This is a genomic window from Burkholderia sp. SRS-25 (assembly GCF_004343765.1).
GTDB classification, from domain to species: domain Bacteria; phylum Pseudomonadota; class Gammaproteobacteria; order Burkholderiales; family Burkholderiaceae; genus Burkholderia; species Burkholderia contaminans.
Map to the genome: position 1 here is coordinate 198,247 of NZ_PTXM01000004.1, position 23,143 is coordinate 221,389.

The 23,143-nt window shown below is 68.7% G+C and carries 17 protein-coding genes and 1 pseudogene; 7 read left to right on the forward strand and 11 right to left on the reverse strand.

Annotated features, from left to right (window positions below):
* Position 1: 1 nt before the first annotated feature.
* The 9 genes from benC to C5O79_RS05610 form a co-directional block, all read right to left on the reverse strand.
* A complete protein-coding gene (benC, locus tag C5O79_RS05570; RefSeq protein WP_122477726.1) occupies positions 2 to 1,024 on the reverse strand; it encodes a benzoate 1,2-dioxygenase electron transfer component BenC in 1,023 nt (340 codons plus the stop codon).
* Positions 1,025 to 1,069: 45 nt separating this feature from the next.
* The gene (gene benB / locus C5O79_RS05575; protein ID WP_047853592.1) at positions 1,070 to 1,558 is read right to left on the reverse strand and encodes a benzoate 1,2-dioxygenase small subunit; all 489 of its coding nucleotides are present in this window, start codon (positions 1,556 to 1,558) and stop codon (positions 1,070 to 1,072) included.
* Complete coding sequence (locus tag C5O79_RS05580; RefSeq protein ID WP_122477724.1) at positions 1,555 to 2,913, reverse strand: Rieske 2Fe-2S domain-containing protein; 1,359 nt, start codon at positions 2,911 to 2,913, stop codon at positions 1,555 to 1,557. The genes benB and C5O79_RS05580 overlap by 4 nt, the downstream gene beginning before the upstream one ends.
* Before the next feature lie 121 nt (positions 2,914 to 3,034).
* Entirely contained in the window at positions 3,035 to 3,979 is a 945-nt protein-coding gene (catA, locus tag C5O79_RS05585; RefSeq protein WP_122477721.1) for a catechol 1,2-dioxygenase, read from the reverse strand.
* A gap of 52 nt (positions 3,980 to 4,031) precedes the next feature.
* A complete protein-coding gene (locus C5O79_RS05590) occupies positions 4,032 to 5,168 on the reverse strand; it encodes a muconate/chloromuconate family cycloisomerase (RefSeq protein ID WP_047853594.1) in 1,137 nt (378 codons plus the stop codon).
* A 565-nt stretch (positions 5,169 to 5,733) separates the two neighbouring features.
* On the reverse strand, positions 5,734 to 7,218 hold the full coding sequence (gene iaaH / locus C5O79_RS05595) for an indoleacetamide hydrolase (protein WP_122477719.1): 1,485 nt from the start codon (positions 7,216 to 7,218) through the stop codon (positions 5,734 to 5,736).
* A 109-nt stretch (positions 7,219 to 7,327) separates the two neighbouring features.
* Positions 7,328 to 8,041, reverse strand: coding sequence for a helix-turn-helix transcriptional regulator (locus C5O79_RS05600; protein ID WP_046547338.1), 714 nt, complete (start codon positions 8,039 to 8,041; stop codon positions 7,328 to 7,330).
* 295 nt (positions 8,042 to 8,336) lie between these two features.
* Positions 8,337 to 8,774, reverse strand: coding sequence for a hypothetical protein (locus C5O79_RS05605; protein ID WP_124472738.1), 438 nt, complete (start codon positions 8,772 to 8,774; stop codon positions 8,337 to 8,339).
* A gap of 215 nt (positions 8,775 to 8,989) precedes the next feature.
* Complete coding sequence (locus C5O79_RS05610; protein ID WP_122477714.1) at positions 8,990 to 9,892, reverse strand: LysR family transcriptional regulator; 903 nt, start codon at positions 9,890 to 9,892, stop codon at positions 8,990 to 8,992.
* A gap of 61 nt (positions 9,893 to 9,953) precedes the next feature.
* Here C5O79_RS05610 and C5O79_RS38510 point away from each other — a divergent pair.
* Positions 9,954 to 10,259, forward strand: a pseudogene (locus C5O79_RS38510) (SDR family NAD(P)-dependent oxidoreductase); the annotation flags it as partial.
* An 82-nt stretch (positions 10,260 to 10,341) separates the two neighbouring features.
* Here C5O79_RS38510 and C5O79_RS05620 read toward each other — a convergent pair.
* Positions 10,342 to 11,526, reverse strand: coding sequence for a sugar transporter (locus C5O79_RS05620; protein WP_122477712.1), 1,185 nt, complete (start codon positions 11,524 to 11,526; stop codon positions 10,342 to 10,344).
* 219 nt (positions 11,527 to 11,745) lie between these two features.
* Here C5O79_RS05620 and C5O79_RS05625 point away from each other — a divergent pair, with 219 nt between their 5' ends.
* Positions 11,746 to 12,420: an HAD family hydrolase gene (locus tag C5O79_RS05625; protein WP_011349726.1), complete on the forward strand. Its 675-nt coding sequence runs from the start codon at positions 11,746 to 11,748 to the stop codon at positions 12,418 to 12,420.
* A 109-nt stretch (positions 12,421 to 12,529) separates the two neighbouring features.
* On the opposite strand, the gene C5O79_RS05630 is transcribed toward C5O79_RS05625, so the two are convergent.
* Positions 12,530 to 12,772, reverse strand: a complete 243-nt coding sequence (locus tag C5O79_RS05630) for a DUF6566 family protein (RefSeq protein ID WP_039371596.1) — start codon at positions 12,770 to 12,772, stop codon at positions 12,530 to 12,532.
* A 343-nt stretch (positions 12,773 to 13,115) separates the two neighbouring features.
* On the opposite strand from C5O79_RS05630, the gene C5O79_RS05635 reads away from it, so the two are divergent.
* The 5 genes from C5O79_RS05635 to glgB all read left to right on the forward strand — a co-directional run bounded on the left by C5O79_RS05635 (position 13,116) and on the right by glgB (position 23,124).
* A complete protein-coding gene (locus tag C5O79_RS05635) occupies positions 13,116 to 13,397 on the forward strand; it encodes a hypothetical protein (protein WP_046547337.1) in 282 nt (93 codons plus the stop codon).
* Between the two features lie 72 nt (positions 13,398 to 13,469).
* Entirely contained in the window at positions 13,470 to 13,958 is a 489-nt protein-coding gene (locus C5O79_RS05640; protein ID WP_122477710.1) for a phage protein NinX family protein, read from the forward strand.
* Between the two features lie 156 nt (positions 13,959 to 14,114).
* Positions 14,115 to 17,507, forward strand: coding sequence for a maltotransferase domain-containing protein (locus C5O79_RS05645; RefSeq protein WP_122477708.1), 3,393 nt, complete (start codon positions 14,115 to 14,117; stop codon positions 17,505 to 17,507).
* Positions 17,507 to 20,920 (forward strand): maltose alpha-D-glucosyltransferase, encoded by a 3,414-nt coding sequence (gene treS, locus C5O79_RS05650; RefSeq protein WP_122478960.1) that lies wholly within the window; start codon positions 17,507 to 17,509, stop codon positions 20,918 to 20,920. The genes C5O79_RS05645 and treS overlap by 1 nt, the downstream gene beginning before the upstream one ends.
* Complete coding sequence (glgB, locus tag C5O79_RS05655) at positions 20,917 to 23,124, forward strand: 1,4-alpha-glucan branching protein GlgB (RefSeq protein WP_122477705.1); 2,208 nt, start codon at positions 20,917 to 20,919, stop codon at positions 23,122 to 23,124. Before treS ends, glgB begins: the two co-directional genes overlap by 4 nt.
* Positions 23,125 to 23,143 lie beyond the last annotated feature (19 nt).

Here is a 23,143-nt window from a genome sequence, read left to right on the forward strand (position 1 = left end):
ATCACGCCGCCTTTGCCGTGACGTTGGGGGTGAACTTCTCGTAGTGGAAGCTGTTCGGCTTCACGCCTTCGTCGTCGAAATACTTGCGCACCGCGTCGACCATCGGCGGCGGCCCGCACAGATACACGTCGACGTCGCCGTCGTTCAGCGCATCGGCCGGGATGTGCTGCGTGACCCAGCCCTTGCGCGCATGGCTCGACGCCCCATCCGCGACGACCGTCGCGAAGCTGAAGTTCGGCAGTTTCGCCGCGTAGGCTTCGATCGCGTCGACCAGCACGAGGTCGAGATCGCGCGTCACGCCGTAGATCAGGTGCACCTTCTGCTGCGACCCGGTGCGCGCGAGCACCTCGAGCATCGACAGGAACGGCGCGAGCCCCGTGCCGCCCGCGAGGAACAGCAGCGGCCGCGCTACGTCGCGCAGGTAGAAGCTGCCGAGCGGCCCGTGCAGTTGCAGCGTGTCGCCGGGCTGCGCCGATTCGAGCCACGTGCTCATCACGCCGCCGGGAATCTTCTTGATCAGGAAGCTGACCTTCGCATCGGCCGGTGCCGACGAGAACGAATAGGAACGATGTTGCCCGCTCGCGGGCACGTCGATGTTCACGTACTGGCCCGGCAGGAACACGGGCGCGGCCGCGCCGACGTCGAGTTCGAGCACGACGGCCGCATCGTTGTGCTGCTCGACCTTCGTCACCGTGGCGGCAAAGCCGCTCTGGCCGGTCTTGCACGCGACCGACGACGTCGGCACCGCGATCACGCAATCGCTTTGCGGCACCATCTGGCACGTCAGCACGAGGCCGCCGTCCTTTTCGTCTTCGGTGAGCGCGTCGTCGATGTAGTCGTCGCCGAGGTCGTAGCGGCCGCTTTCGGCGCGGCACTTGCAGGTGCCGCACACGCCGTCGGAGCAATCCATCGGCAGGTTGATCTTCGCGCGGAAGGCCGCGTCGAGCACCTTCTCGCCGGCCTTGCAGTCGATGAAGCGGGTTACCCCGTCCTCGAAGTTCAGTGCAATCTTGTAGCTGGACATGGCGTCGTCTCCACTTCCTTGTCTTTCATGACGAAACAACGGGCGTCAGACGTGATAGACGTCGAGCACCTGCCGGATGTAGTCGTTCTTCAGCACGATCTTCTTGTACGAGATCAGCAATTCATCGCTCGCCTTGCGCAACGTGACGAACATCGTGCCGAAGAAGTGATCGGTCACGCGGTAGCGGTGGTTCAGCGTGTGAAAGTTGTAGCGCACGTCCACCTCGTCGTCGCGTTCGGCCAGCACCTCGACGTTCGTCACGTTGTGGCTGGTGCGCGGCTCGGGCGTCGATGCGCCGCTGCGCTCCGTCTTGATCCGGAACACGCGATCCTCGAGGCCGCCGCGGTCCGGGTAGTACATCAGCGAGATCTGGCTCTGGTGATCGTCGGTCGGCCGATCGTCGTCGTCCCATGCGGGCATCCAGTACGTGACGTCCTCCGTGTAGCAGGTCAGCCACTCGTCCCACTGGCGATCGTCGAGCAGGCGCGCTTCGCGATACAGCGCCGCGCAGACAGTCCGGTAATCGAAGCTCATGCTGCCACCTCCCCGCGTTCCTTCTTCAGCGCATCGCGCATCACGTTCACCCAGTGTTCGTGCTGGCACACGAACAGCCCCTCGTCCTCGCTTCGCTCGCCGGAAATGCGCGGGTTCAGCCCCATCTTCTTCGCGTTCTCGTCCGGCCCGTCGACCCACAGCGGCGCACCGCGCGACAGGTCGTTCCACATCGCCGTGATGCCCGCGTAACCGGCCTGGCATGCGCGGAACTCCTCGAGATCGTCGGCGGTGCCCATGCCCGTCACGTTGAAGAAATCCTCGTACTGGCGGATCCGCACCGTGCGGTCGGCCTCGCTCTCGCCCTTCGGCGCGAAGCAGAAGATCGTGACTTCGGTCTTGTCGACGCCGAGCGGCCGCACCACGCGGATCTGCGTGCTGAACTGATCCATCAGGAACACGTTCGGGTACACGCACAGGTTGCGCGTCTGGTTGACGATGAAGTCGGCCTGCGCGTCGCCGACGCGCGCCTTGATCTCTTCACGGTGCTGATACACGGGCCGCACTTCGGGGTTCATCGTCTTGGTCCACAGCAGGATGTGGCCGTTGTCGAAGCCGTACACGCCCGCGACCGACTTGCTCCAGCTGTTCGCATCGACGGCCTTGGTGCCGTCCTCCTTGCGGCGGCCCATCGTCGCCGCGTAGTTCCAGTGCACGGTGCTGACGTGGTAGCCGTCGCAGCCGTTCTCCATCTGCATCTTCCAGTTGCCTTCGTAGATGTAGGACGAGTTGCCGCGCAGCACTTCGAGCCCGTTCGGCGCCTGGTCGACGATCTGGTCGATGATCACGCGCGCTTCGCCGAGATACTCCTCGAGCGGCAGCACGTCGGCGCTGAGGCTGCCGAACAGGAAGCCGCGGTAGTTCGCGAAGCGCGCGACCTTCTTCAGGTCGTGCGAGCCGTGCGTGTTGAACTGCACCGGGTACTCGGTCGTCTTCTCGTCCTTCACCTTCAGCAGCTTGCCGGTGTTCGAGAACGTCCAGCCGTGGAACGGGCACGTGAAGCTGCCCTTGTTGCCGTGCTTGCGGCGGCACAGCATCGCGCCCTTGTGCGCGCAGGCATTGATCACCGCGTGCAGCTCGCCGGACTTGTCGCGCGTGATCACGATCGGCTGGCGGCCGATCCACGTCGTGTAGTAATCGTTGTTGGCCGGGATCTGGCTTTCGTGCGCCAGGTACACCCAGTTGCTCTCGAAGATGTGCTTCATCTCGAGCTCGTACAGCTCGGCGTTCGTGAAGATGTCGCGGCGGCAGCGGAATACGCCGGCTTCCTTGTCGTCCTGCACGGCGGTGGCGAGCAGGTGATCCAGGTCGGTGGCTTGGTCGGTCGTGGCGGACATGTTGGCTCCTCCCATGCGCGTGCCGCGTCCTGCAAGCACGCTCGCATCGGTAATCGGTTGAATCTCGCGGGAACCCGGCCGGCGGCGGCGTATCGGCGCCGCGCCGGCGGGCGGTTGGCGGTTACGCCGTCGCGGCCGCGCGCAGGCGGTGGACGATCTGGTTGTCCTTGCCCTGCACCAGCGGCGTCAGCACGAAGTCGAACTCGATGTCCTTGTACGCATCGGCCTTCATGCCGAGCGCCGTGCCGCCGGTCTTGTCGACCACGGGCGGGATCAGCTCCTCGCGCGTCGCATACGCGAAGTCATCCCAGATCAGCGGATCGCCTTCGATGTTGAACTGCGTCGTCAGCTTGCGGTGGTCGTGGCTGTCGACGAAGAAGTGCACGTGCGCCGGACGGTTGCCGTGGCGGCCGAGGCCGTTCAGCAGTTGCTGCGTCGCGCCCTGCGGCGGGCAGCCGTAGCCCACCGGCATCAGCGTGCGGAATTCGTATTTGCCGTCGGCGCCCGTCTTCACCGCGCCGCGCAGGTTGAAATCGCTCTGCTTGCCGGTCGGGTCGAAGTGCGAATAGAAGCCGTGCGAGTTCGCGTGCCAGCATTCGACCACCGCGCCCGCGACCGGCTTGCCGTCGAGGCCCGTGACCGTGCCGTGGATGACAAGCGGGCCCGCGCCGTCGTCCGCGTCGAGGTCGATCTTCGACACGCCGTCGCGCACCGGGGCGCCGGCTACATACAGCGGCCCTTCGATCGTGCGCGGCGTGCCGCCGTCGAGGCCGATCGCCTTGTCCGCGGCATCCATCCGGATGTCGAGAAACTTCTCGAGGCCGAGGCCGGCCGCGAGCAGCGCCGCTTCGCCGTCCTGGCCGAGCTTGTTCAGGTAGTTGACGCCGGCCCACACTTCGTCGGGCGTGATGTCGAGATCGTCGATCGCCTTGAACAGGTCGCCGAGCAGCCGCAGCACGACCTGCTGCGTGCGCGCGTTGCCGCCTTTCGTGCCGCTCGCGCCCGCGTTCGACGCGGCCTTCAGCAGATCCTGCACTTCCCGGGTATCGAAAACTTTGACGCTCATGATGGTGTCTCCACGTGTATTGGGGGGATTGACGGCCGTTGCCTGGCTCGGGTTATCGCGCGACTTTCGTCAGCCCGTCGCGGGTAAAACGCCTGACCTTGTCCTCGTCGAGTTCGATGCCGAGGCCGGGGCCGTCCGGCACGGTCAGTTCGAAGTCGCTGTAATCGAGCGGCTGCGTCAGGATTTCTTCGGTGATCAGCAGCGGCCCGAACAGTTCGGTGCCCCACTGCAGGTTCGCAAAACTCGCGAACAGGTGCGCGGACGCCACCGTGCTGAACGCGCCTTCGAGCATCGTGCCGCCGTACAGCTCGATGCCGGCCGCATCCGCGATCGCGGCGACGCGCTGCGCGGCGAACAGGCCGCCGCTTTGCTCGATCTTGATCGCGAACACGTCCGCGCCGTGATGCTTCGCGATGTCGAATGCGCTGTCGGGGCCCTGCAGGATTTCGTCGGCCATCAGCGCGACCGGGAAGCGACGCATCAGGCGCGCCAGCGCCGCGGCCGAGGCCACCGGCTGCTCGACCAGTTCGCAGCCCGCATCGGCCAGCGCCGGAATCGCGCGCGCGGCCTGCGTTTCGCTCCACGCCATGTTCACGTCGACACGCACCGACGCGCGATCGCCGACGGCCTGCTTGATCGCGGCCACGTGGCGGATATCGGCCTCGGGCGCCTTCGCGCCGATCTTCAGCTTGAACACGTTGTGGCGGCGCTGGTCGAGCATCCGCTCGGCTTCGGCGATGTCGGTGGACGTGTCGCCCGATGCGAGCGTCCATGCAACCGGCAGGCGATCGCGGCGGCGGCCGCCGAGCAGTTCGCTCACCGGCACGCCGAGCCGCTTGCCGTGCGCGTCGAGCAGCGCGGTTTCGAGCGCGCTCTTCGCGAAGTGGTTGACCTTCGCGAGCTTGCCGAGGAATGCCATCAGCGTCTGGATGCGCGTCGCGTCCTTGCCGATGATCGCCGGCGCGAGATACGTGTCGATCGCCAGCTTCATCGCTTCGGGGCTTTCCGGGCCGTACGCCATGCCGGCGATCGTCGTGCCTTCGCCGAGACCCGTCACGCCGTCGCTGCAGAACACCTTCACGAGCATCAGCGTCTGGCCGTGCATCGTGGCCACCGACAGCTTGTGCGGGCGGATCGTCGGCAGGTCGACGAGGCGGGTTTCGATGCGTTCGATGGTGACGGAGGACATGGGGCACGCCGTGTGGGTGAAGTTCTTGAGGCGATTTATACGTCTCGGCCAGAGCGAGCGTCCAATACTTTTAGGCGGTCATTTCAATACCCGACAGGTATTGAAATTCGGGAATATTCGCTTGAAGTCGCTGCTTGCCATACCCGCCATGACAGGTAATACGGTCAGGAAGCCATGCTGGATCGGGGGGAGCGGCCACCCGGGGTACGGGCAGCCGGAGACGGGAATGGCATCGGTCGCCACGCGCGCGGCGACGCAAAAAAGTGGCCTCGGCGGGCGCTGTCAGGGTTTTCCTGATGCCTCACCCGGAGGGCTCGTGGGCGAATTTCTCGATATGCGCGGTTGGCGGCCGGCTTCGCGTGCGCTTTGTTCGCCGGTTGTCGGCTCAAGAGTGTGTGGCGCTGGCGGGGTTTCCGTCAGCGGTGCTTGCGCATCGGGTCAGGCACGCGAAGGGGCTTGCATCAGGGCGGTCTGCCTCGCGCGCATGCTGGCCGGCTTCATGGCGAACATCACCGGCTCCGGCAACTCAACCGCCGCACCGCCCCCCGCGCACGGCGGCTCGGCGTCACGATTCCCCATTGACGCCTGCGTACCCACCCAACCTGCCCTCTACCCCATACCCGTCGTCCGGCGGCGGCAACCGGCCGAGCACCCGCTCGACCTCCAGCGCGACCGCGATGAGTTCGCGGTCGGTGCCGGCCGCCCCATCGAGGGCGAGGCCGACCGGCAGCCCGGCCGCCGTCAGGCCGGCCGGGACGGTCATGCCCGGTACGCCGGCGTTACTGCCCGGCTCGGTATTCCGGATGTAAGTCGAGAACACCGACGCGGTTTCGCCGTTGAGCATCATCGTGTCGCCCGACGGAATCGGGCACGCGGCGGCGATCGTGGTCGGAAACACCAGCGCATCGGCACCGCTGTCGGCGAGGCACTGCCGATACGCGGCACGCGACCGCGTACGCCGGTCGAGCGCGGTGCGGTACGCCGCTTCGCCGATACCGTCGGGGCCGGTGACATGGCGGGCGATCTTCGCGACGTCCGGGCTCCCCACGTTCGCGACGATGTCGTCGACCGACAGGTCGTAGCCGTTCTCGACCAGATAGGCGTGCATCGACGAACGGAACTCGTACATGGCGATGATCGCCGGCTCGTCGTCGAAGAACCCCGGATAGTCGTTCAGGTCGATATCGACGCACTCGAATCCCGCCTGCGCCAGTTTCGCCACAGCGGCATTCGCCACCATCTCGACATCTTGAGCGAGGCCGCGCCAGAACGTCGTGCGCGGAACCGCCAGGCGCACGGGGCGCGTCGCGCTGCGGTTCGGCAGCGACGTCGGCTCGCCCGCACCGGTGCCGGTGCCCGACAGAATCGCGTCGAGCAGCGCGATATCCTCGACCGACCGTGCGATCGGGCCGACGGTGTCGCGCGTACGCGAAATCGGCGCCACGCCGCCTGACGGGTAGCGCCCCACGGTTGGCCGGAGACCGACGGCACCGCACAGTGCCGCCGGAATCCGGACTGAACCGCCGGTATCCGTCCCGAGCGCGGCGGGCACCACGCCCGCGCCGACCAGCGCGCCCGAGCCGCTGCTGCTGCCGCCCGGAATCCGGTTGAAATCGTACGGATTGCGTACCGCGCCCGTCACGCGGTTGTTGCCCGACACGCCGAACGCCAGCTCGTGCAGGTTGGCCTTGCCCGCGATCAGCGCCCCTTGGGCGAGCAGCCGCGCGACGACCGGCGCATGCTGCGGCGGCACGCGGTTGTGCAGCGCCAGCGTACCGTTGCCGGTCGGCAGGCAAGCGGTGTCGATGTTGTCCTTGATCGCGATCGGCAGGCCCAGCAACGCGTGCGGGGTGGACGACGTCGCGAGGTCGCGGTCGCAGCGCGCCGCTTCGGCGAGCAGCCGCGCATCGTCGACGCACGTAAAGCCGTTCAGGTAGCGCCAGCGTGCGTGCCGCTCGATCGTTGCGTACGCGTATTCGACACAGGAAAACTCACGGCGCAAGATTGCGTTCCGGGCTTCGGTGAGCGTCAGGGTTCCCAGGATTGGCATCGTCGTCGTTCCTCGTAACAGGGGATCGTCACAAGGTAGGGTGCGCCGATTTTGACGCCCATCATCACAATGGATGACCCCGGTCGGCCACCGGAGGCCGAGCAGCCGGTCACGCCAGCGCGGCCGCCAGGCTCGCGCGGTTGGCGACGCCCTTCTTCGCCATCACGCGCCGCAGATGCGTGCGGACCGTCGGCACCCCGATGCCGAGCGTGCGCGCGACGTCCTTGTCGGTATAACCGGCGGCAACCAGCCGCGCGACGTCGCTCTCGCGCTCGGTCAGCCCCGCGCACGCATGGCGCCGCCGCAGCAGCGCGCGCCGGAAGAACGGCTCGATGCCGTTCAGCAGCAGTTTGTCGCGCTCGGTGAAATCGGGCCGCCCTTTCGCCCGCCAGATGCGCAGGTCGCCGACATGCGTCGCGCCGTCGAACGCATAGACGTTGATGCCGTGATGCATGCCGTCGCGGCACAGGAAGTCGTTGTAGAACTCGGTCCGTTCCAGTTCGCACCGGCTCACCACCTCGTCGACGCAGGTCGCCACGCGGCGCGCGCGCAGTTGCGATGTGACCGGATCGATATGCTGGAACCACGCTTCGTACCGGGCGATCTGCAACGGATCGACGTTGTACGAGAAGCCGTTGCGCCACAGGCCGGTGTGTACGTCGCAATCGAACGACGCGGCGAAATCGGCGCGGAGCAGTTGCGTGATCGCGGGCAGCACGACCGTCCTCACGTCGACGACCGGCCCCAGTTCTTCCAGGCGGGCGACGATGTCGCCGAACAGCCGGAGTTCCTCCGGTGTGATATCGGACGCGGAAAGGTTCATGACGGATGGTTCCTCGGCAAGCCGGTGGAGAACACCTGCATCGGGCGCTTCGACGGGCGCGTTCGCGGCGAAGGCCCGAACGGGCGCCGGTTCGTCGCGATGCGCCATGTTACTCGGGGGATCGGTGCATTGCGTATCGAATGCGGGGCCGGGTGGGCTCATGGTTCGCCCGGCCAGCCGGCACCTGTGCAGCGTGCCCGGGCGCGCGAAGCAACGCACCCGTTTCCCCGAGGAGAACCACGGCCGGCTGCCGCCCGACGGGCCGCAGCGTCATTACGCAGGCGTGAAGCCCCGTTCAGCGGCCGGCACCCGCCACCGACGCCTGCCATTGCGCGGCCACGCCGGCGTAATCCCTGACCTTGAACGCGGAGCCGTCCTTGACGTGGACCCAGCCGAGCGTGCGCTCGGCGAGCGGCTTGTCATGGTCGTCCGTCGCGATCTTGACGATCGCCTGCGCACGCACATGGACGAGACCGTCCGGATAGTCGGACGACGGGTTCGCCAGCGTCACCGTCACGAACGGCCCGAGATCCTGCAGCAGTTGGGCGGCCGGCGGATTGTCGGCCATCAGCAACGAACCGCCCTTCACGCGGTCGTCCACGCGAATGGCCGTGCCGCCCGGCCGCCGCTGCGCAGCGGTCGGCTGTGACATCCACAGCACGTGATCCGGGTTGAGATAGACCACATCGGGGTCGCCCATCGCGTCGCGGGTTTCAATCCGGGGTATCGGCATGCAACGTCTCCAGTCGAATATCGGGCACCGAATACCGGTGCGTCGGCATCCATGATGATGCCGCAATATGTCGGCTTGCCGCGTGCATCGCGGCGAATGGCGCGACCATGCCAGGCCGGATGGCCGCGCGCTACTGGTTCGCACGTGCGCCGACGTCGTCGAGCGGTGGCTGACACCGCTTCGCGCCAACGCGACCCGCGGCCGGGCCGCACCGCCTACCCCCGCCACGTCGCGTTCGCGAGCTTCGCCACCAGCTCGTCGTACACGACCCGGATGCGCCGGGGCATCGGCCCGCGCCGCGGGCGATAGACGTGCAGCTTCCACGGTTCGGGCTCGAGGCCGGGCAGCAGCCGCACGAGGCGCCCGTTGTCGACGTACGGCCGGACGAGGTACTCCGAGCACTGCCCCAGCCCCACCCCCGCACAGATGGCCTCGATCTCCACCTCGGTATCGTCCGTCAGGTACGCCGGCGACGACGGGACGAACTGCTGCTCCCCCCGAAACATCCACGGCCACGGGCGGCCGCTCGCGCGATCGATCAGGCACGTCACCGGCGTCGATTCGAGGTCCTTGCGGTTTTTGGGTTCGCCCAACCGCCGGATCAGCGACGGCGCGCCGACGATCCACATCGGCAACGGCCCAACCATGCGCGCGACGAAGCGGTTGTCGCCGATCGCCCCGACGCGCACGCCGATGTCGATCTGCTCGTCGACCACCGGCGACGGCACGTCCGACAGCCGCAAGTCGGGCACGAGCCCCGGATACCGCTGCATGAGATCGCTCAGGATTGGCTGGACGTAACGACGCCCCATGCCCGACGGCGCCGTGATCCGCACGACGCCCACCGGCTCGTCGGCCTGCCCCGTCGCGGGCCCGAACAGCCCGTCGACGGCGGCCAGCGCCGTCTGCGCGTCGCGCGCGAAGGCTTGCCCGAACGCGGTGATCCGGATGCTCCGGGTCGTCCTGTGAAACAGCGTTTCGCCGAGCATCTCCTCCAGGTCGCGCACCGCACGCGTCACGACCTGCGGCGACACGCCGAGGCGCGCGGCCGCCTCGCGGAACGTAGGCGCCGCGGCGGCCGCGGCAAAGATCTTCAGGATGTCGAGTCGATTGAGCATGGAGAACCCTCCTGGCGCGCGCATGCGGCTTCGCGTTTCATTCCCAAAATGGGAATTCTGAATGCACCATTGTTCCATTTTTTTACGACTCGCGAGCGACCACAATGCTCATCAAGCGTGCATCGCAACCGATTCAACTCAGCCACATGCGTCGCTTTCAAACACCACTCTGGAGAACTTCATCATGACCGCAAGCACGAAACCGGCCCAACTCGACGGCCGCATCGCCCTGGTAACGGGCGCCAGCTCCGGCATCGGCCGCGCGTCGGCCATCGAACTCGCGCGCCGTGGCGCAAAGGTCGTCGTCTCCGCGCGGCGCAAGCCCGAGCTCGATCGACTGGTCGACGAAATCGTGACCGCCGGCGGCTACTCGGTGGCATGACCCGCGAAGCGCGAGGCCGGGCCGTGGCGACCTGCGCCACATGCCGCACGCCGCCCCCCGGCGTCGGCTACGCCGCCGCCTGCCGCGCATGCAGCCGCAACGCGAGCCACGCGATCCCGACCGCCACCGCGCCGACCACGCCGCCGAACGTGCCGACCCACGGCAGCCCGAAATCGCCGGCGATATGGTTGCCGATCAGCGCGCCCGCACCGATCCCGACGTTGTACAGCCCGGAGAAGATCGACACCGCGAGGTCGGTCCCCTCCGGCGCCAGCTTCAGCACCCATGCCTGCATCGCCAGCCCGAAGCATACGATCGCCCCGCCCCAGACCAGCGTATGCACGGACAGCGTGACGATGTTCAGCGCGCACGGGAACAGGATCAGCAGGCATCCCGCCAGCGCGACGATCGACCCGAGCAGGAAGTCGTCCGGCCGGTGCGGATAGATGCGGTTGAAACAGATCGCGGCCGGTATGCCGGCGACGCCGAACAGGATCAGCACATACGTGATCCGGCTGCTGCTCGCGTGGTTGACGCTCTGGACGAAAGGCTCGATGTACGTGTACGAAGTGAAGTGCGCGGTCACGACGAGCACGGTGATCGCGTACAACGCCACCAGCGCGGGCTTGCGCAGGAACACGCCGATGCTGCCGAGCGACCCGGCGCCCTGGCTCGGCGATACCGGCAACGTCGCGCGCAGCAGCAGCAACGCGACGCCCGCCGCGCCGGCAATGATCAGGAACGTGACACGCCAGCCGAACGTCTCGCCGACCACGCGCCCGAGCGGAATGCCGGCCACCATCGCGATCGCCGTGCCCATCGCCAGCAGGCTGAGCGCGCGGCTTTTCCGGTCGCTCGGCGCAAGCCGCACGGCCAGCGGCACGGAAATCGACCAGAACACCGCATGCGCGCACGCGATGCCCAGCCGGCCGACCATCAGCACCGTGAAATTCCACGCGACGCCGGTCACGACGTGGCTCGCGATGAACACCAGCAACGCCCCCGTGAGCAGCTTGCGGCGCTCGACGTGGCGCGTGGCCAGCGTCAGCGGCAGCGACACGACGGCCACGGCCCACGCGTAGATCGTCAGCATCAGGCCGACGTCGGTCGGCTGCATGTGCAGGCTGTCGCCGATCGCGCTGAGCAGCGCGACGGGCACGAATTCGGTGGTGTTGAAGATGAAGGCGGTGAGTGCCAGGGTCAGGACACCCCACCACGAGTGCTTGGAACTGACGGCGTCCGGTGTAGCCATACCTGGAATCGGCGAGACGAGGGTTGGGGGCGCGCGGTGCGGAGAGCCCGGCCCGGCGATCGCCGCGATTGTACCAGCGGCACATGACACGGCGCGGCGCGGGGTGGCGTCGCGTCGGTGGGCCGCGGGACATGGTCATGACATCGCCGTGCGCCGATAATGTGCGGACCCGCTTCTCGCGACCCGTTCGCTCGCCCCCTTTCGAGCCAGGAGATACACATGCGCATTGAAACGTCTTTTCTGTTCGATCTCGACGGCACGCTCGTCGACAGCGTCTACCAGCACGTGCTCGCGTGGAAGGAAGCGCTCGATGCCGAAGGCATCGAACTGTCGGTGTGGCGCATCCACCGCAAGATCGGCATGAGCGGCGGCCTGTTCCTGAATCAGCTGCTGCGCGAGACGTCGGGCGACCTCGACGCCGAACGCGTCGAGCGGCTGGCGCGCCTCCATGCGGCCGCGTACCAGCGGCTGCGCGCGCAGGTCCGGCCGTTGCCGGGTGCGCGCGAACTGCTGGCCGCGCTGTCGTCGGCGGGCATCCGCTGGGCGATCGCGACCAGCGGGCGCATGGAAACGGCCGCCATCAACCTCGAGGCGCTCGGCGTCGATCCGGCGAAGAACGTGGTGGTCACGCGCGACCAGGTCAAGTACGCGAAGCCCGACCCCGATCTGTTCCTGACGGCCGCCGCGCAACTGAACGTGCCGATCGAGCACACGGTCGTGGTCGGCGACAGCATCTGGGACATGCTCGCCGCCGCCCGCTGCCGCTCGCTCGGCGTCGGGCTGCTGTCGGGCGGATACGGCAGCGACGAACTCGAGCGCGCGGGCGCGCTGCGCGTGTACGACGATCCGGCGGATCTGCTGTGGCATCTCGACGAGATTGCTGCGCGGCCCTGAAACGCCTGCTTTGCCGACGGCGTCTGCGCCGGATCGCCGTCGGTTTCGTCAGGTCGCGAACGACCATCGGCCACATCCCCGCCGTATCGGCACCAGGCCGCCCGGCGGTTCAATCGTCGTCAATGCGCTTGTCGATCAGATAACGGCCCCGCTCGACGCCCGCGAGCAGCGCCTCGTTCTCGGTCATCCAGTCGGGGCCATCGGCCGCCGGCGCGACCAGCTCGATGCGCTCGCCGCCGACATACACCTGTACTTCGTCGCGCCATGCGCCGCGGTCGTTGCGCCGCGCCCACACGCGTATCTCGTGCCCGCGATACGGGTCCCGAATCTGTGCGTCCTGTTGATTTTGCACGGTGGCCTCCTGTACCTATCTGCGATGACGATGCAAAAAATACGCGCCGCATGATCGCCGCGCGCCCCGGCGGCCCGGTGCGCACGCGCCGTGCCCGGCGCCCGCCTGCTGGCACGCGGTTTGCGCGCCGATCGCGGTCCGAACCGCCACGGGCACGCGCCGCGAGCCCGTGACAGGTTCCTCCTGCAACCGGACGACGATCCGCGCACCGACGCCTTCCCCGGCTCCCGCTCCCGCGACCCGGTTCGCGGATCGACCGTCCCGACCCTTCGCCAAGGAGCCTCGTGTGAATCAAACGACCGATCTGCTCTCCTATCTCGTGACGAGCCAACTGGCCGCGCGCATGCGGTCCGGCGCATGGCTCACGACCGGTCAGCTCGTCGACGTGCAGCGGATGTGGCTCGCGTGCCATCACGCCGAATGCGGATGGCTTGCGCGGGTCAGGATCGCGGACGCGTCCGCGACGATCGCGCAAGGAATCTACGACATCGCGGTCGCGAACCGCGATCCCGACAGCGGCGAACGTGTGCGGCTCGACGCCGATTCGCCGGAACTGAACGCGCTGCGCGAACGTTGCGATGTGCTGCTGCAGCGGATCGACGGCAACCGGGACGTCGACGCATGATGATCGTGGCGGGCCGCGCGACGGGCACGCCGCTTGCGCGGTGAGCCCGTTTTGATCCGACGGAGCCGCCCCATGCGAACCGACGCACTCGACGGAAACGATCTCGACTACTGGTGTGCACGCGCGCTGTGCGCCGACGACGAAGACACGCTGCGGTTCACCGCCGTCGCGCCGCACCTGGTCGTGACGGCTGCATGCGACGCACTCAGGCGGCTCGACGCATGTTTCGCGCCGTCGGCGTCGTGGTCCGACGCGGGCGCGGTGCTCGACCGGGTCGACGATCTTCGAATCGCGCGGCACGGCGACGACGTCGAATGCGACGCGACCTTCGTCGACGGCCCGTCCACCTGCGGCGCGCACGGGCGCGATGCGCGCCTGGCACTGCTGCGGGCGTTCGTGCGTGCACGCTTTGGCGACGAAATCGACGCACCGCCGCCGTTCCCGCACCGAATCGAACACGGTGCGGTGGTGCGCTGCGATCCCGGCGTGCCGCTTCCCGAAACCGATGACGATCGTGCCACGGGCGACAGCACGGATATCCGCTCAGTGCCGCGCATGTAAGTGCATGCTGCATGCACGTACCCGGCAGTCATGTAAAAACGACAGTCCCCGCCGCTGCGGATGGTCCCTTCCGCCCTTGTCCGACGGGAAACCACCCGGCAGGCACGCGCGTTGCGACGAACCGGCGTCATTGACTGCCGCCCGTACGCCCGCGCCATGGACTCCACGCCGCCTTTTTCTCCGCACCTCTACTTCTGCGACGCCCGCCTCGTCGGGCCGCTCGACGCATGGCCGCAGATGTTCGCGCATGTCGCCGGCATGGGCTTCGATCATGTGCTCGTCGGCGCGTTCTGGGCCGCGAGCGTCGCCGGCTTTCCGCGCCACGTGGCCGATTTCCGCCGGCCGTCGCAATCGTTCGCGACACGCGCGAGCGCGCTCGAAACCTTCTCGCGGCTCGCCCAGCTCGCACACGGCCACGGGCTGCGCCTGCTGCTCGAAGTCGTGCCGGATCGTGTCGCGCGCGAGAACCCGTTGCGCGCCGAGCATCCGGACTGGTACGTCGAGCGCACGCACGACGACGCGCTGATCGATCCGCGCGGCACCGCGCACGCGACGGATGTCGCCCACGCGAACCTCGGCGATGAAACCGCGCGCGACGCGCTGTCCGCGTGGTGGTGCAAGCACCTCGCCACGTTCGCCGATGCGGGCGCGGCCGGCTTCCTGATCGATGCGACGCATCACCTGCCGGCCGGCTGGTGGCCCGGCTGGCGCGCGGCGCTGCGCCGTACGCGCCCGGACGTCGCGGTGCTCGCCGGCGTGCCCGGCCATGCGCGCGACGCGCTGGCGCAGCTCGAAGGCGCCGGGTTCGACGCGGTGTTTTCATCGGTACGCTGGTGGGATCTGCGCGCGCCGTGGTTCGTCGACGAACACCGGCTGCTGCGGCGCATCGGCTCGCCGATCGCGTTTCCCGACGCATTCGACGGCGCGCGCCTCGCCGACGCCTGGCCCGACGCGCCGGATGACACCCTCGCCCGCGCCTATCGCCGCGCGCTGTGGACCGCTGCCGCCGTCGGTACCGGCTGGCTCGTGCCGATGGGCTTCGAGCGCGGCGTCACGGTGCCGCTGATGGCGCGCGACGCCGATGCGGCGCGCTACCGCGCCGCGTTCGAGCGCGCGCGCTTCGACCTGTCGGGCACGATCGCCGATGCGAACGCGTGGCGCCGCGCCACGCCCGTCGCGGCCGCGCGCGGCGAAATCGTGCAGTTGAGCGCGCCCGGCGCACCGGCGACCGCGTTGCTGCGCGGCACCGGGCCATCGCTCGAACACGACGAAGCGGCGCTGCTGATCGCGTTGAATCCCGATCTCGACGCCGCGGTGACGGTCGACCCCGCGACGATCCTGCCCGGCGTGCCGGGCGGATTCACGCGCGTCGCCACGCACGACGGCACGCACACCCACCCGCCGGCCGCGCTCGAACCGTTCACGCTCGACCCCGGCGCGTACGCGCTGCTGCATGCGTGGCAGGCGCCGCCCGTCACGACACGCCATGACACCGCACACGAGCGCGGCGCGCTGTCGGCGGCGCTCGCGGCCGACCGGATCGCGATCGAGCGCGTCGAGCCGTCGGTCGACGGCGGCCGCTTCGCGGTCAAGCGCGTGATCGGCGAGACGCTCGTCGTCCACGCATCGATCTTCACCGACGGGCACGCGCATCTCGCGGCCGTGCTGCAGTGGCGTGCCGCCGGCGACGACGACTGGCGCGAAATCCCGTTCGAAGCCGAACCGAACGACCGCTGGCACGCGCGCGTCGTGCTCGATCGCCTCGGCCGCCATGAATTTCGCGTGATTGCCTGGCGCGACGACTGGGCATCGCTCGTCCACGATGTCGCGAAGAAACACGCGGCCGGCCAGGACGTGACGCTCGAACTGCGCGAAGCGCAACTGCTGCTCGCGGCCGCGCTCAAGCTCGCCGATCCGCTCGATGCGCGCGCGCTCACCCGGATGAAACGACTCGTCGCCGAATTCAAGGACGCGCCAGCCGACGCGCGGCTCGCACAGCTCGGCGCGGCGCCGCTCGCCGATGCGTTCGCGGCGCTGCGCTACCGGCCGTTCGTCACACACGACACGACGACCTTCCCGGTCGACGTCGAGCGCCGCGCGGCACGCTTCTCCAGCTGGTACGAGATGTTTCCGCGCTCGGCGAGCGACGATCCGCACCGGCACGGCACGTTCGACGACGTGATCGCGCACCTGCCGCGCATCCGCGACATGGGTTTCGACGTGCTGTATTTCCCGCCGATCCATCCGATCGGCACAACCGCGCGCAAGGGGCGCAACAACAGCCTGACGGCCGGCCCCGACGACGTCGGCAGCCCTTACGCGATCGGCTCGCCGGACGGCGGCCACACGGCCGTGCATCCGCAGCTCGGCACGCTCGACTCGTTCCGCGCGCTGGTCGAGGCCGCGCGCGGCCACGGGCTCGAGATCGCGCTCGATTTCGCGATCCAGTGCTCGCCCGACCATCCGTGGCTCGCCGCGCATCCGGGCTGGTTCGCGTGGCGGCCCGACGGGTCGCTGCGCTTCGCGGAGAATCCGCCGAAGCGCTATCAGGACATCGTGAACCCCGATTTCTACGCACCGGACGCGCTGCCCGACCTGTGGCTCGCGCTGCGCGACGCGGTGCTGTTCTGGGTCGACGCGGGCGTGCGGATCTTCCGCGTCGACAATCCGCACACGAAGCCGCTGCCGTTCTGGGCGTGGATGATCGACGACGTGCGCGGCCGGCACCCGGACGTCGTGTTCCTGTCCGAAGCGTTCACGCGGCCGGGCATGATGTTCCGGCTCGCGAAAGTCGGCTTCTCGCAGTCGTACACGTACTTCACGTGGCGCGAGTCGAAACGCGAATTCGTCGACTACCTGATCGAGCTGACGACCGGCCCCGCGCGCGACTTCTTCCGGCCGAACTTCTTCGTCAACACGCCCGACATCAATCCGCGCCACCTGCAGAACGCGCCGCGCACGCAGTTCGTGATCCGCGCGGCACTCGCGGCGACGCTGGCCGGCTCATGGGGCATGTACTCGGGCTTCGAGCTCGGCGAATCGACCCCGCTGCCGGACAGCGAGGAATACGCGAACGCGGAGAAGTACGAGCTGCGCGCGCGCGACTGGAGCAAGGCCGCGCACATCGGCGCCGAAGTCGCGCGGCTGAACCGCGCGCGGCGCGCCCACCCGGCGCTGCAGACGCATCTCGGTCTCACGTTCGCCGACGCGGACAACGACACGGTGCTCGTGTTCGTGAAGGCGACGCCGGCGTTCGACAGCGTGGTGGTCGTCGCGATCAGCACCGATCCGTGGCATCCGCAGGTCGCGAACTTCACGCTCGATGCGTCGCTGTGGCGCGGCCTGGGGCTCGTCGACGGCGAACCGCTCGACGCGCTCGAACAGGACGCCACGCATGCGGAAACCTGGCGCGGGCATCGCCAGTACGTCTCGCTCGATCCGCATGTGCGCCCGTATGCGATCTGGCGGCTCACGCCGTCTCCAGGCGCCGCGCGGGCGGCGGCGCGCGAACCGGGCGACGCCCGGCCACCTTCGGGAGCCCATGGATGATGAAACGCGAAGATTCCCTCGACGACGTACGCCGCGCGCAATTCCCGTCGCTGGCGCCGGCCGGCACGCCGCGCCGTCGCCGCGCACGCCGCCGCGCGCCGGCGCTCTGCGCGGACGATCCGCTGTGGTACAAGGACGCGATCATCTACCAGGTGCACGTGAAGTCGTTCTTCGACTCGAACAACGACGGCATCGGCGATTTCCCCGGCCTGATCGCGAAGCTCGACTACATCGCCGAACTCGGCGTCGACACGATCTGGCTGCTGCCGTTCTACCCGTCGCCGCGCCGCGACGACGGCTACGACATCGCCGACTACCGCGGCGTGCATCCCGACTACGGCACGCTCGCCGACGTGCGGCGCTTCATCCGCGAAGCGCATGCGCGCGGCATTCGCGTGATCGCCGAGCTGGTGATCAACCACACGTCGGACCAGCATCCGTGGTTCCAGCGCGCGCGCCGCGCGAAGCCGGGTTCGACGCATCGCGACTACTACGTGTGGTCGGACACCGACACGAAATACGCGGGCACGCGGATCATCTTCCTCGATACGGAAACGTCGAACTGGGCGCACGACCCGATCGCCGGCCAGTACTACTGGCACCGTTTCTATTCGCACCAGCCGGACCTGAACTTCGACAACCCGGCCGTCGTGCGCGAGGTGATGCAGGTGATGCGCTTCTGGCTCGACCTCGGCATCGACGGGCTGCGGCTCGACGCGGTGCCGTATCTCGTCGCGCGCGAAGGCACCAGCAACGAGAACCTGCCCGAGACGCACGCGATCCTGAAGCGGATCCGCGCGACGATCGACGCCGAGTATCCGAACCGGATGCTGCTCGCGGAGGCGAACCAGTGGCCGGAAGACGTGCAGGAATATTTCGGCAACGAGGACGAATGCCACATGGCATTCCATTTCCCGCTGATGCCGCGCATCTACATGTCGATCGCGAGCGAGGACCGCTTCCCGATCGTCGACATCATGCGGCAGACGCCGGAACTCGCGCCGAGCAACCAGTGGGCCGTGTTCCTGCGCAACCACGACGAGCTGACGCTCGAAATGGTCACCGACTCCGAGCGCGACCTGCTGTGGCAGACCTATGCGAGCGACCGGCGCGCGCGGCTGAACCTCGGCATCCGGCGCCGGCTCGCGCCGCTGATGGAACGCGACCGGCGCCGCATCGAGCTGATCAACTCGCTGCTGCTGTCGATGCCGGGCACGCCGGTGATCTACTACGGCGACGAGCTCGGGATGGGCGACAACATCCATCTCGGCGACCGCGACGGCGTGCGCACGCCGATGCAATGGTCGTCGGACCGCAACGGCGGCTTCTCGCGCGCCGACCCCGAACAGCTCGTGCTGCCGCCGGTGATGGGCTCGCTGTACGGCTATGACGCGGTCAACGTCGAGGCGCAGACGCGCGACCCGCATTCGCTGCTGAACTGGACGCGCCGCATCCTGTCGACGCGCCGCGCGTCGCAGGCGTTCGGGCGCGGCAAGATCCGCTTCCTGCGCCCGGAAAACCGCAAGGTGCTCGCGTACCTGCGCGAGCTGGACGGCCATGATCCGGTGCTGTGCGTCGCGAACCTGTCGCGTGCGTCGCAGGCCGTCGAGCTCGACCTGTCCGAATTCGCGGGCCGCGTGCCGATCGAGATGACGTCGGATTCGCCGTTTCCGCCGATCGGGCAGCTCACGTACCTGCTCACCTTTCCGCCGTACGGGTTCCTGTGGTTCGTGCTCGCCGAGCATGGCCGCGAGCCGTCGTGGCGGCAGCCCCATGCGGAGCCGCTGCCCGAATACGTGACGCTCGTGATGCGGCGCGGCGATGCGCGGCCGGACGTCGAACAGCTGCACGTGCTCGCGCACGATGCACTGCCCTCCTGGCTCGCGCGGCGGCGCTGGTTCGCATCGAAGGACCGTGCGATCGGCACGGCCCGGTTGAACGTCGTCACGCCGGTGCCGGGCGAACCGTTCCAGTATGCGGAGGCCTGGGTCGAATCCGACGAGTCGGGCGATGTCGAACGCTACGTCGTGCCGCTCGCGGCCGCGTGGGGCGGCGAGACCTCGCATCCGCTGTTCGCGCAGCTTGCGCTGGCGCGCGTGCGGCGCGGCCATTCGGTCGGCTACCTGACCGACGCGTTCGCGCTGCCGGCGTTCGCACACGGGATGCTGCGCAAGCTGCGCGACGGCGCGACGGTGCCGACCACCGACGGCGGCCGGCTCGCATTCCTGCCGGAAGATGCGCTCGCCGCACTCGATCCCGGCGACGACGCCGAAGTGCGCTGGCTCGCGGCCGAGCAAAGCAACAGCTCGCTCGTGATCGGCGACGCGATCGTGCTGAAGCTGGTGCGCAAGGTCGCGCACGGCGTGCATCCGGAAGCGGAAATGAGCCGGTACCTGACGCGGATCGGCTACCCGAACACCGCGACGCTCGCGGGTGAAGTCGTGCACGTCGATCCGGACGGCAGGCCGCACACGGTTGCGATCCTGCAGCGCTACGTCGACAACCAGGGCGACGCGTGGACGCGCTCGTTCGACTTCCTGCGACGCGCAGTGGACGAGCTCGCGCTGCCGGCGGCCGGCGAAGACGAGACCGGCGACGCGAACGAGGAACCCGACGCGCTGCTCGGCTATGCAGCGTTCGCGGGGATCATCGGCACGCGGCTCGGCCAGTTGCACGTCGCGCTCGCGCAGCCGTCCGACGATTCCGCGTTCGCGCCGGAGCACGCGACGCCCGGCCACGTCGACGGCTGGTGCGCGGACGCGATCGCGTCGTTCGAGCACGCGCTCGATGTGCTGCATACGCGGCTCGAGGCGCTCGATCCCGCGATGCGCGCGGCGGCCGACACGCTGCTCGCGTCGCGCGATGCGGCCGTCCGCGCGCTCGGCGAGCTCGTGCCGCGCACGCTCGATGCGCAATGCATGCGGATCCACGGCGATTTCCATCTGGGCCAGGTGCTCGACGTGCAGGGCGACGCGCTGCTGATCGACTTCGAAGGCGAGCCGGCGCGCCCGCTCGAACATCGCCGCGCGAAATCGCATCCGCTGCGCGATGTAGCGGGCCTGCTGCGTTCGCTGTCGTACGTGAGCGCGACCGCGCAATTCGCGATCGAGAAGGCGCCGCCGCAGGCGGCCGGCCGCAAGCGTGCGCTGTTCGACCGCTTCGGGCAGGCCGCCGCCGACCGCTTCGTCGACTGCTATCGCACGGCCGCCGAGCAGGCCCCCGCGCGTTTCGTCGACCCGCGCTACGCCGATCGCCTGCTCGCGCTGTTCCTGATCGACAAGGCGTCGTACGAGCTGTGCTACGAAGCCGCGAACCGGCCCGACTGGCTGAGCGTGCCGGTCGGCGGGCTCGCCGCGCTGGTCGAACGGCTGCTCGATGACGGCGGCGCATCCGACGAAGGAGGAAAGCAATGACCGGGACGCTGTTCGAACGATCCGACATCGATGCGCTGCTCGCCGGCCGTCATCCCGATCCGTTCGCGTGCCTCGGCCCGCACGGGCAGGCCGACCAGGTCGTCGTGCGCGCACTGCTGCCCGGCGCGAAAAGCGTGCACGCGCTGTCGCCGGAAGGCGCCGAACTCGGCACGCTCGCTTGCGTCGATCGTGCCGGCTGCTTCGCGGGAACAATCCCGCGCAACGGCGGCGCGCCCCACTATCTGCTCGCGATCGACTGGCCGGACGCGCGGCAGGTGATCGACGATGCATATGCGTTCGGCACGCTGCTCGACGACGCGGTGCTCGCCCGCTTCTCCGCCGGCGACCCGGCCGCCGTGCTCGACTGCCTCGGCGCCGCGCCCGCGCGCATCGACGACACCGACGGCGTGCGCTTCGCCGTCTGGGCGCCGAACGCGCAGCGCGTGTCGGTGGTCGGCGATTTCAACGGATGGGACGGCCGCCGGCATCCGATGCGGCTGCGGCGGCCGTCGGGCGTGTGGGAGCTGTTCGTGCCGGGCATCGGCGCGGGCGAGTGCTACAAGTACGAGCTGCGCGCGGCCGACGGGCGCGTGCTGCCGCACAAGGCCGATCCCTGTGCGCGCGCGACCGAGGCGCCGCCGCGCACGGCGTCGGTCGTCGCCGACGTCGCGGCGCTCGACGCGTTCGCGTGGCACGACGACGGCTGGATGCACGCGCGGCCGCACGCCGACCGCTACCGCGTGCCGTGGTCGATCTACGAGGTGCATGCGGAATCGTGGCAACGCGTGCCCGAGGAGATGAACCGCAGCGCGACCTGGGACGAACTCGCCGAGCGGCTTATTCCATACGTGAAGGGGATGGGCTTCACGCACGTCGAGTTCATGCCGATCGCCGAATACCCGTTCGGCGGCTCGTGGGGCTACCAGCCGCTCGCGCAGTTCGCGCCGTCCGCGCGCTTCGGTCCGGTCGACGGTTTCGCGCGCTTCGTCGACCGCGCGCATGCGGCCGGCATCGGCGTGCTCGTCGACTGGGTGCCCGCGCATTTCCCCGACGATCCGCACGGCCTCGCGCAATTCGACGGCACCGCGCTGTACGAGCATGCCGATCCGCGCGAAGGGATGCACCCCGACTGGAACACCTGCGTGTTCAACGTCGGGCGCACCGAAGTCGGCGCGTTCCTCGTCGCGTCGGCGCTCGCGTGGGCGCGGCGGTATCACGTCGACGGCATCCGCGTCGACGCGGTCGCGTCGATGCTGTACCGCGACTATTCGCGTGCGGAAGGCGAATGGGTGCCGAACGTGCACGGCGGCCGCGAGAACCTCGAATCGGTCGCGTTCCTGCGCATGCTGAACGACACGCTGCACGGTGCGGCCGCGCCGGCGGGCGTCGTCACCGTCGCTGAGGAATCGACCGCGTGGCCGGGCGTCACCGCGCCGACCGGCGACGGCGGGCTCGGTTTCGACTTCAAGTGGAACATGGGCTGGATGCACGACACGCTCGCGTATCTGCACGAAGACCCGATCCACCGCCGCTATCACCACGACCGGATGACGTTCGGGCTCGTGTACGCGTTCTCCGAGCGTTTCGTGCTGCCGCTGTCGCACGACGAAGTCGTGCACGGCAAGGGCTCGCTCGTCGCGAAGATGCCCGGCGACGCATGGCAGCGGCTCGCGACGCTGCGCGCGTACTTCGGCTTCATGTGGGCTCACCCGGGCAAGAAGCTGCTGTTCATGGGCAGCGAGTTCGCGCAATGGGCCGAATTCGCGCACGACGCGACGCCGCACTGGGATCTGCTCGACGCCCCTGCGCATCGCGGCGTGCAGCGGCTCGTGCGCGACCTGAACCGCACGTACGCGGCCGAACCGGCGCTGCATGCGCTCGACTGCCACGCGGCCGGCTTCTCCTGGCTGATCGGCGACGATCGCGACAACAGCGTGTTCGCGTTCGCGCGCCGCGACGATGCGGGGCATCTCGTCGTCGCGGTCTGCAACTTCACGCCCGTGCCGCGCGCCGGTTATCGCGTCGGGCTGCCCGCGCCCGGCCACTGGCGGGAACTGATGAACACCGATGCCGCGCCGTACGGCGGCACCAACGCCGGCAACGACGGCGCCGTGTGGGCCGAAGCCTTGCCCGCCCACGGCGAGGCGTGGTCGGCGACCTTGCGCCTGCCGCCGCTCGCGACGCTGTGGCTGACGCCTGCCTGATGACGCGTGCCTTCGACAC

Bases quoted from the DNA above. Each gene is read 5' to 3' on its own strand.
- benC (WP_122477726.1), bottom strand. From the start codon at position 1,024: ATGTCCAGCTACAAGATTGCACTGAACTTCGAGGACGGGGTAACCCGC.
- benB (WP_047853592.1), bottom strand. From the start codon at position 1,558: ATGAGCTTCGATTACCGGACTGTCTGCGCGGCGCTGTATCGCGAAGCG.
- C5O79_RS05580 (WP_122477724.1), bottom strand. From the start codon at position 2,913: ATGTCCGCCACGACCGACCAAGCCACCGACCTGGATCACCTGCTCGCC.
- catA (WP_122477721.1), bottom strand. From the start codon at position 3,979: ATGAGCGTCAAAGTTTTCGATACCCGGGAAGTGCAGGATCTGCTGAAG.
- C5O79_RS05590 (WP_047853594.1), bottom strand. From the start codon at position 5,168: ATGTCCTCCGTCACCATCGAACGCATCGAAACCCGCCTCGTCGACCTG.
- iaaH (WP_122477719.1), bottom strand. From the start codon at position 7,218: ATGCCAATCCTGGGAACCCTGACGCTCACCGAAGCCCGGAACGCAATC.
- C5O79_RS05600 (WP_046547338.1), bottom strand. From the start codon at position 8,041: ATGAACCTTTCCGCGTCCGATATCACACCGGAGGAACTCCGGCTGTTC.
- C5O79_RS05605 (WP_124472738.1), bottom strand. From the start codon at position 8,774: ATGCCGATACCCCGGATTGAAACCCGCGACGCGATGGGCGACCCCGAT.
- C5O79_RS05610 (WP_122477714.1), bottom strand. From the start codon at position 9,892: ATGCTCAATCGACTCGACATCCTGAAGATCTTTGCCGCGGCCGCCGCG.
- C5O79_RS05620 (WP_122477712.1), bottom strand. From the start codon at position 11,526: ATGGCTACACCGGACGCCGTCAGTTCCAAGCACTCGTGGTGGGGTGTC.
- C5O79_RS05625 (WP_011349726.1), top strand. From the start codon at position 11,746: ATGCGCATTGAAACGTCTTTTCTGTTCGATCTCGACGGCACGCTCGTC.
- C5O79_RS05635 (WP_046547337.1), top strand. From the start codon at position 13,116: ATGCGGTCCGGCGCATGGCTCACGACCGGTCAGCTCGTCGACGTGCAG.
- C5O79_RS05640 (WP_122477710.1), top strand. From the start codon at position 13,470: ATGCGAACCGACGCACTCGACGGAAACGATCTCGACTACTGGTGTGCA.
- C5O79_RS05645 (WP_122477708.1), top strand. From the start codon at position 14,115: ATGGACTCCACGCCGCCTTTTTCTCCGCACCTCTACTTCTGCGACGCC.
- treS (WP_122478960.1), top strand. From the start codon at position 17,507: ATGAAACGCGAAGATTCCCTCGACGACGTACGCCGCGCGCAATTCCCG.
- glgB (WP_122477705.1), top strand. From the start codon at position 20,917: ATGACCGGGACGCTGTTCGAACGATCCGACATCGATGCGCTGCTCGCC.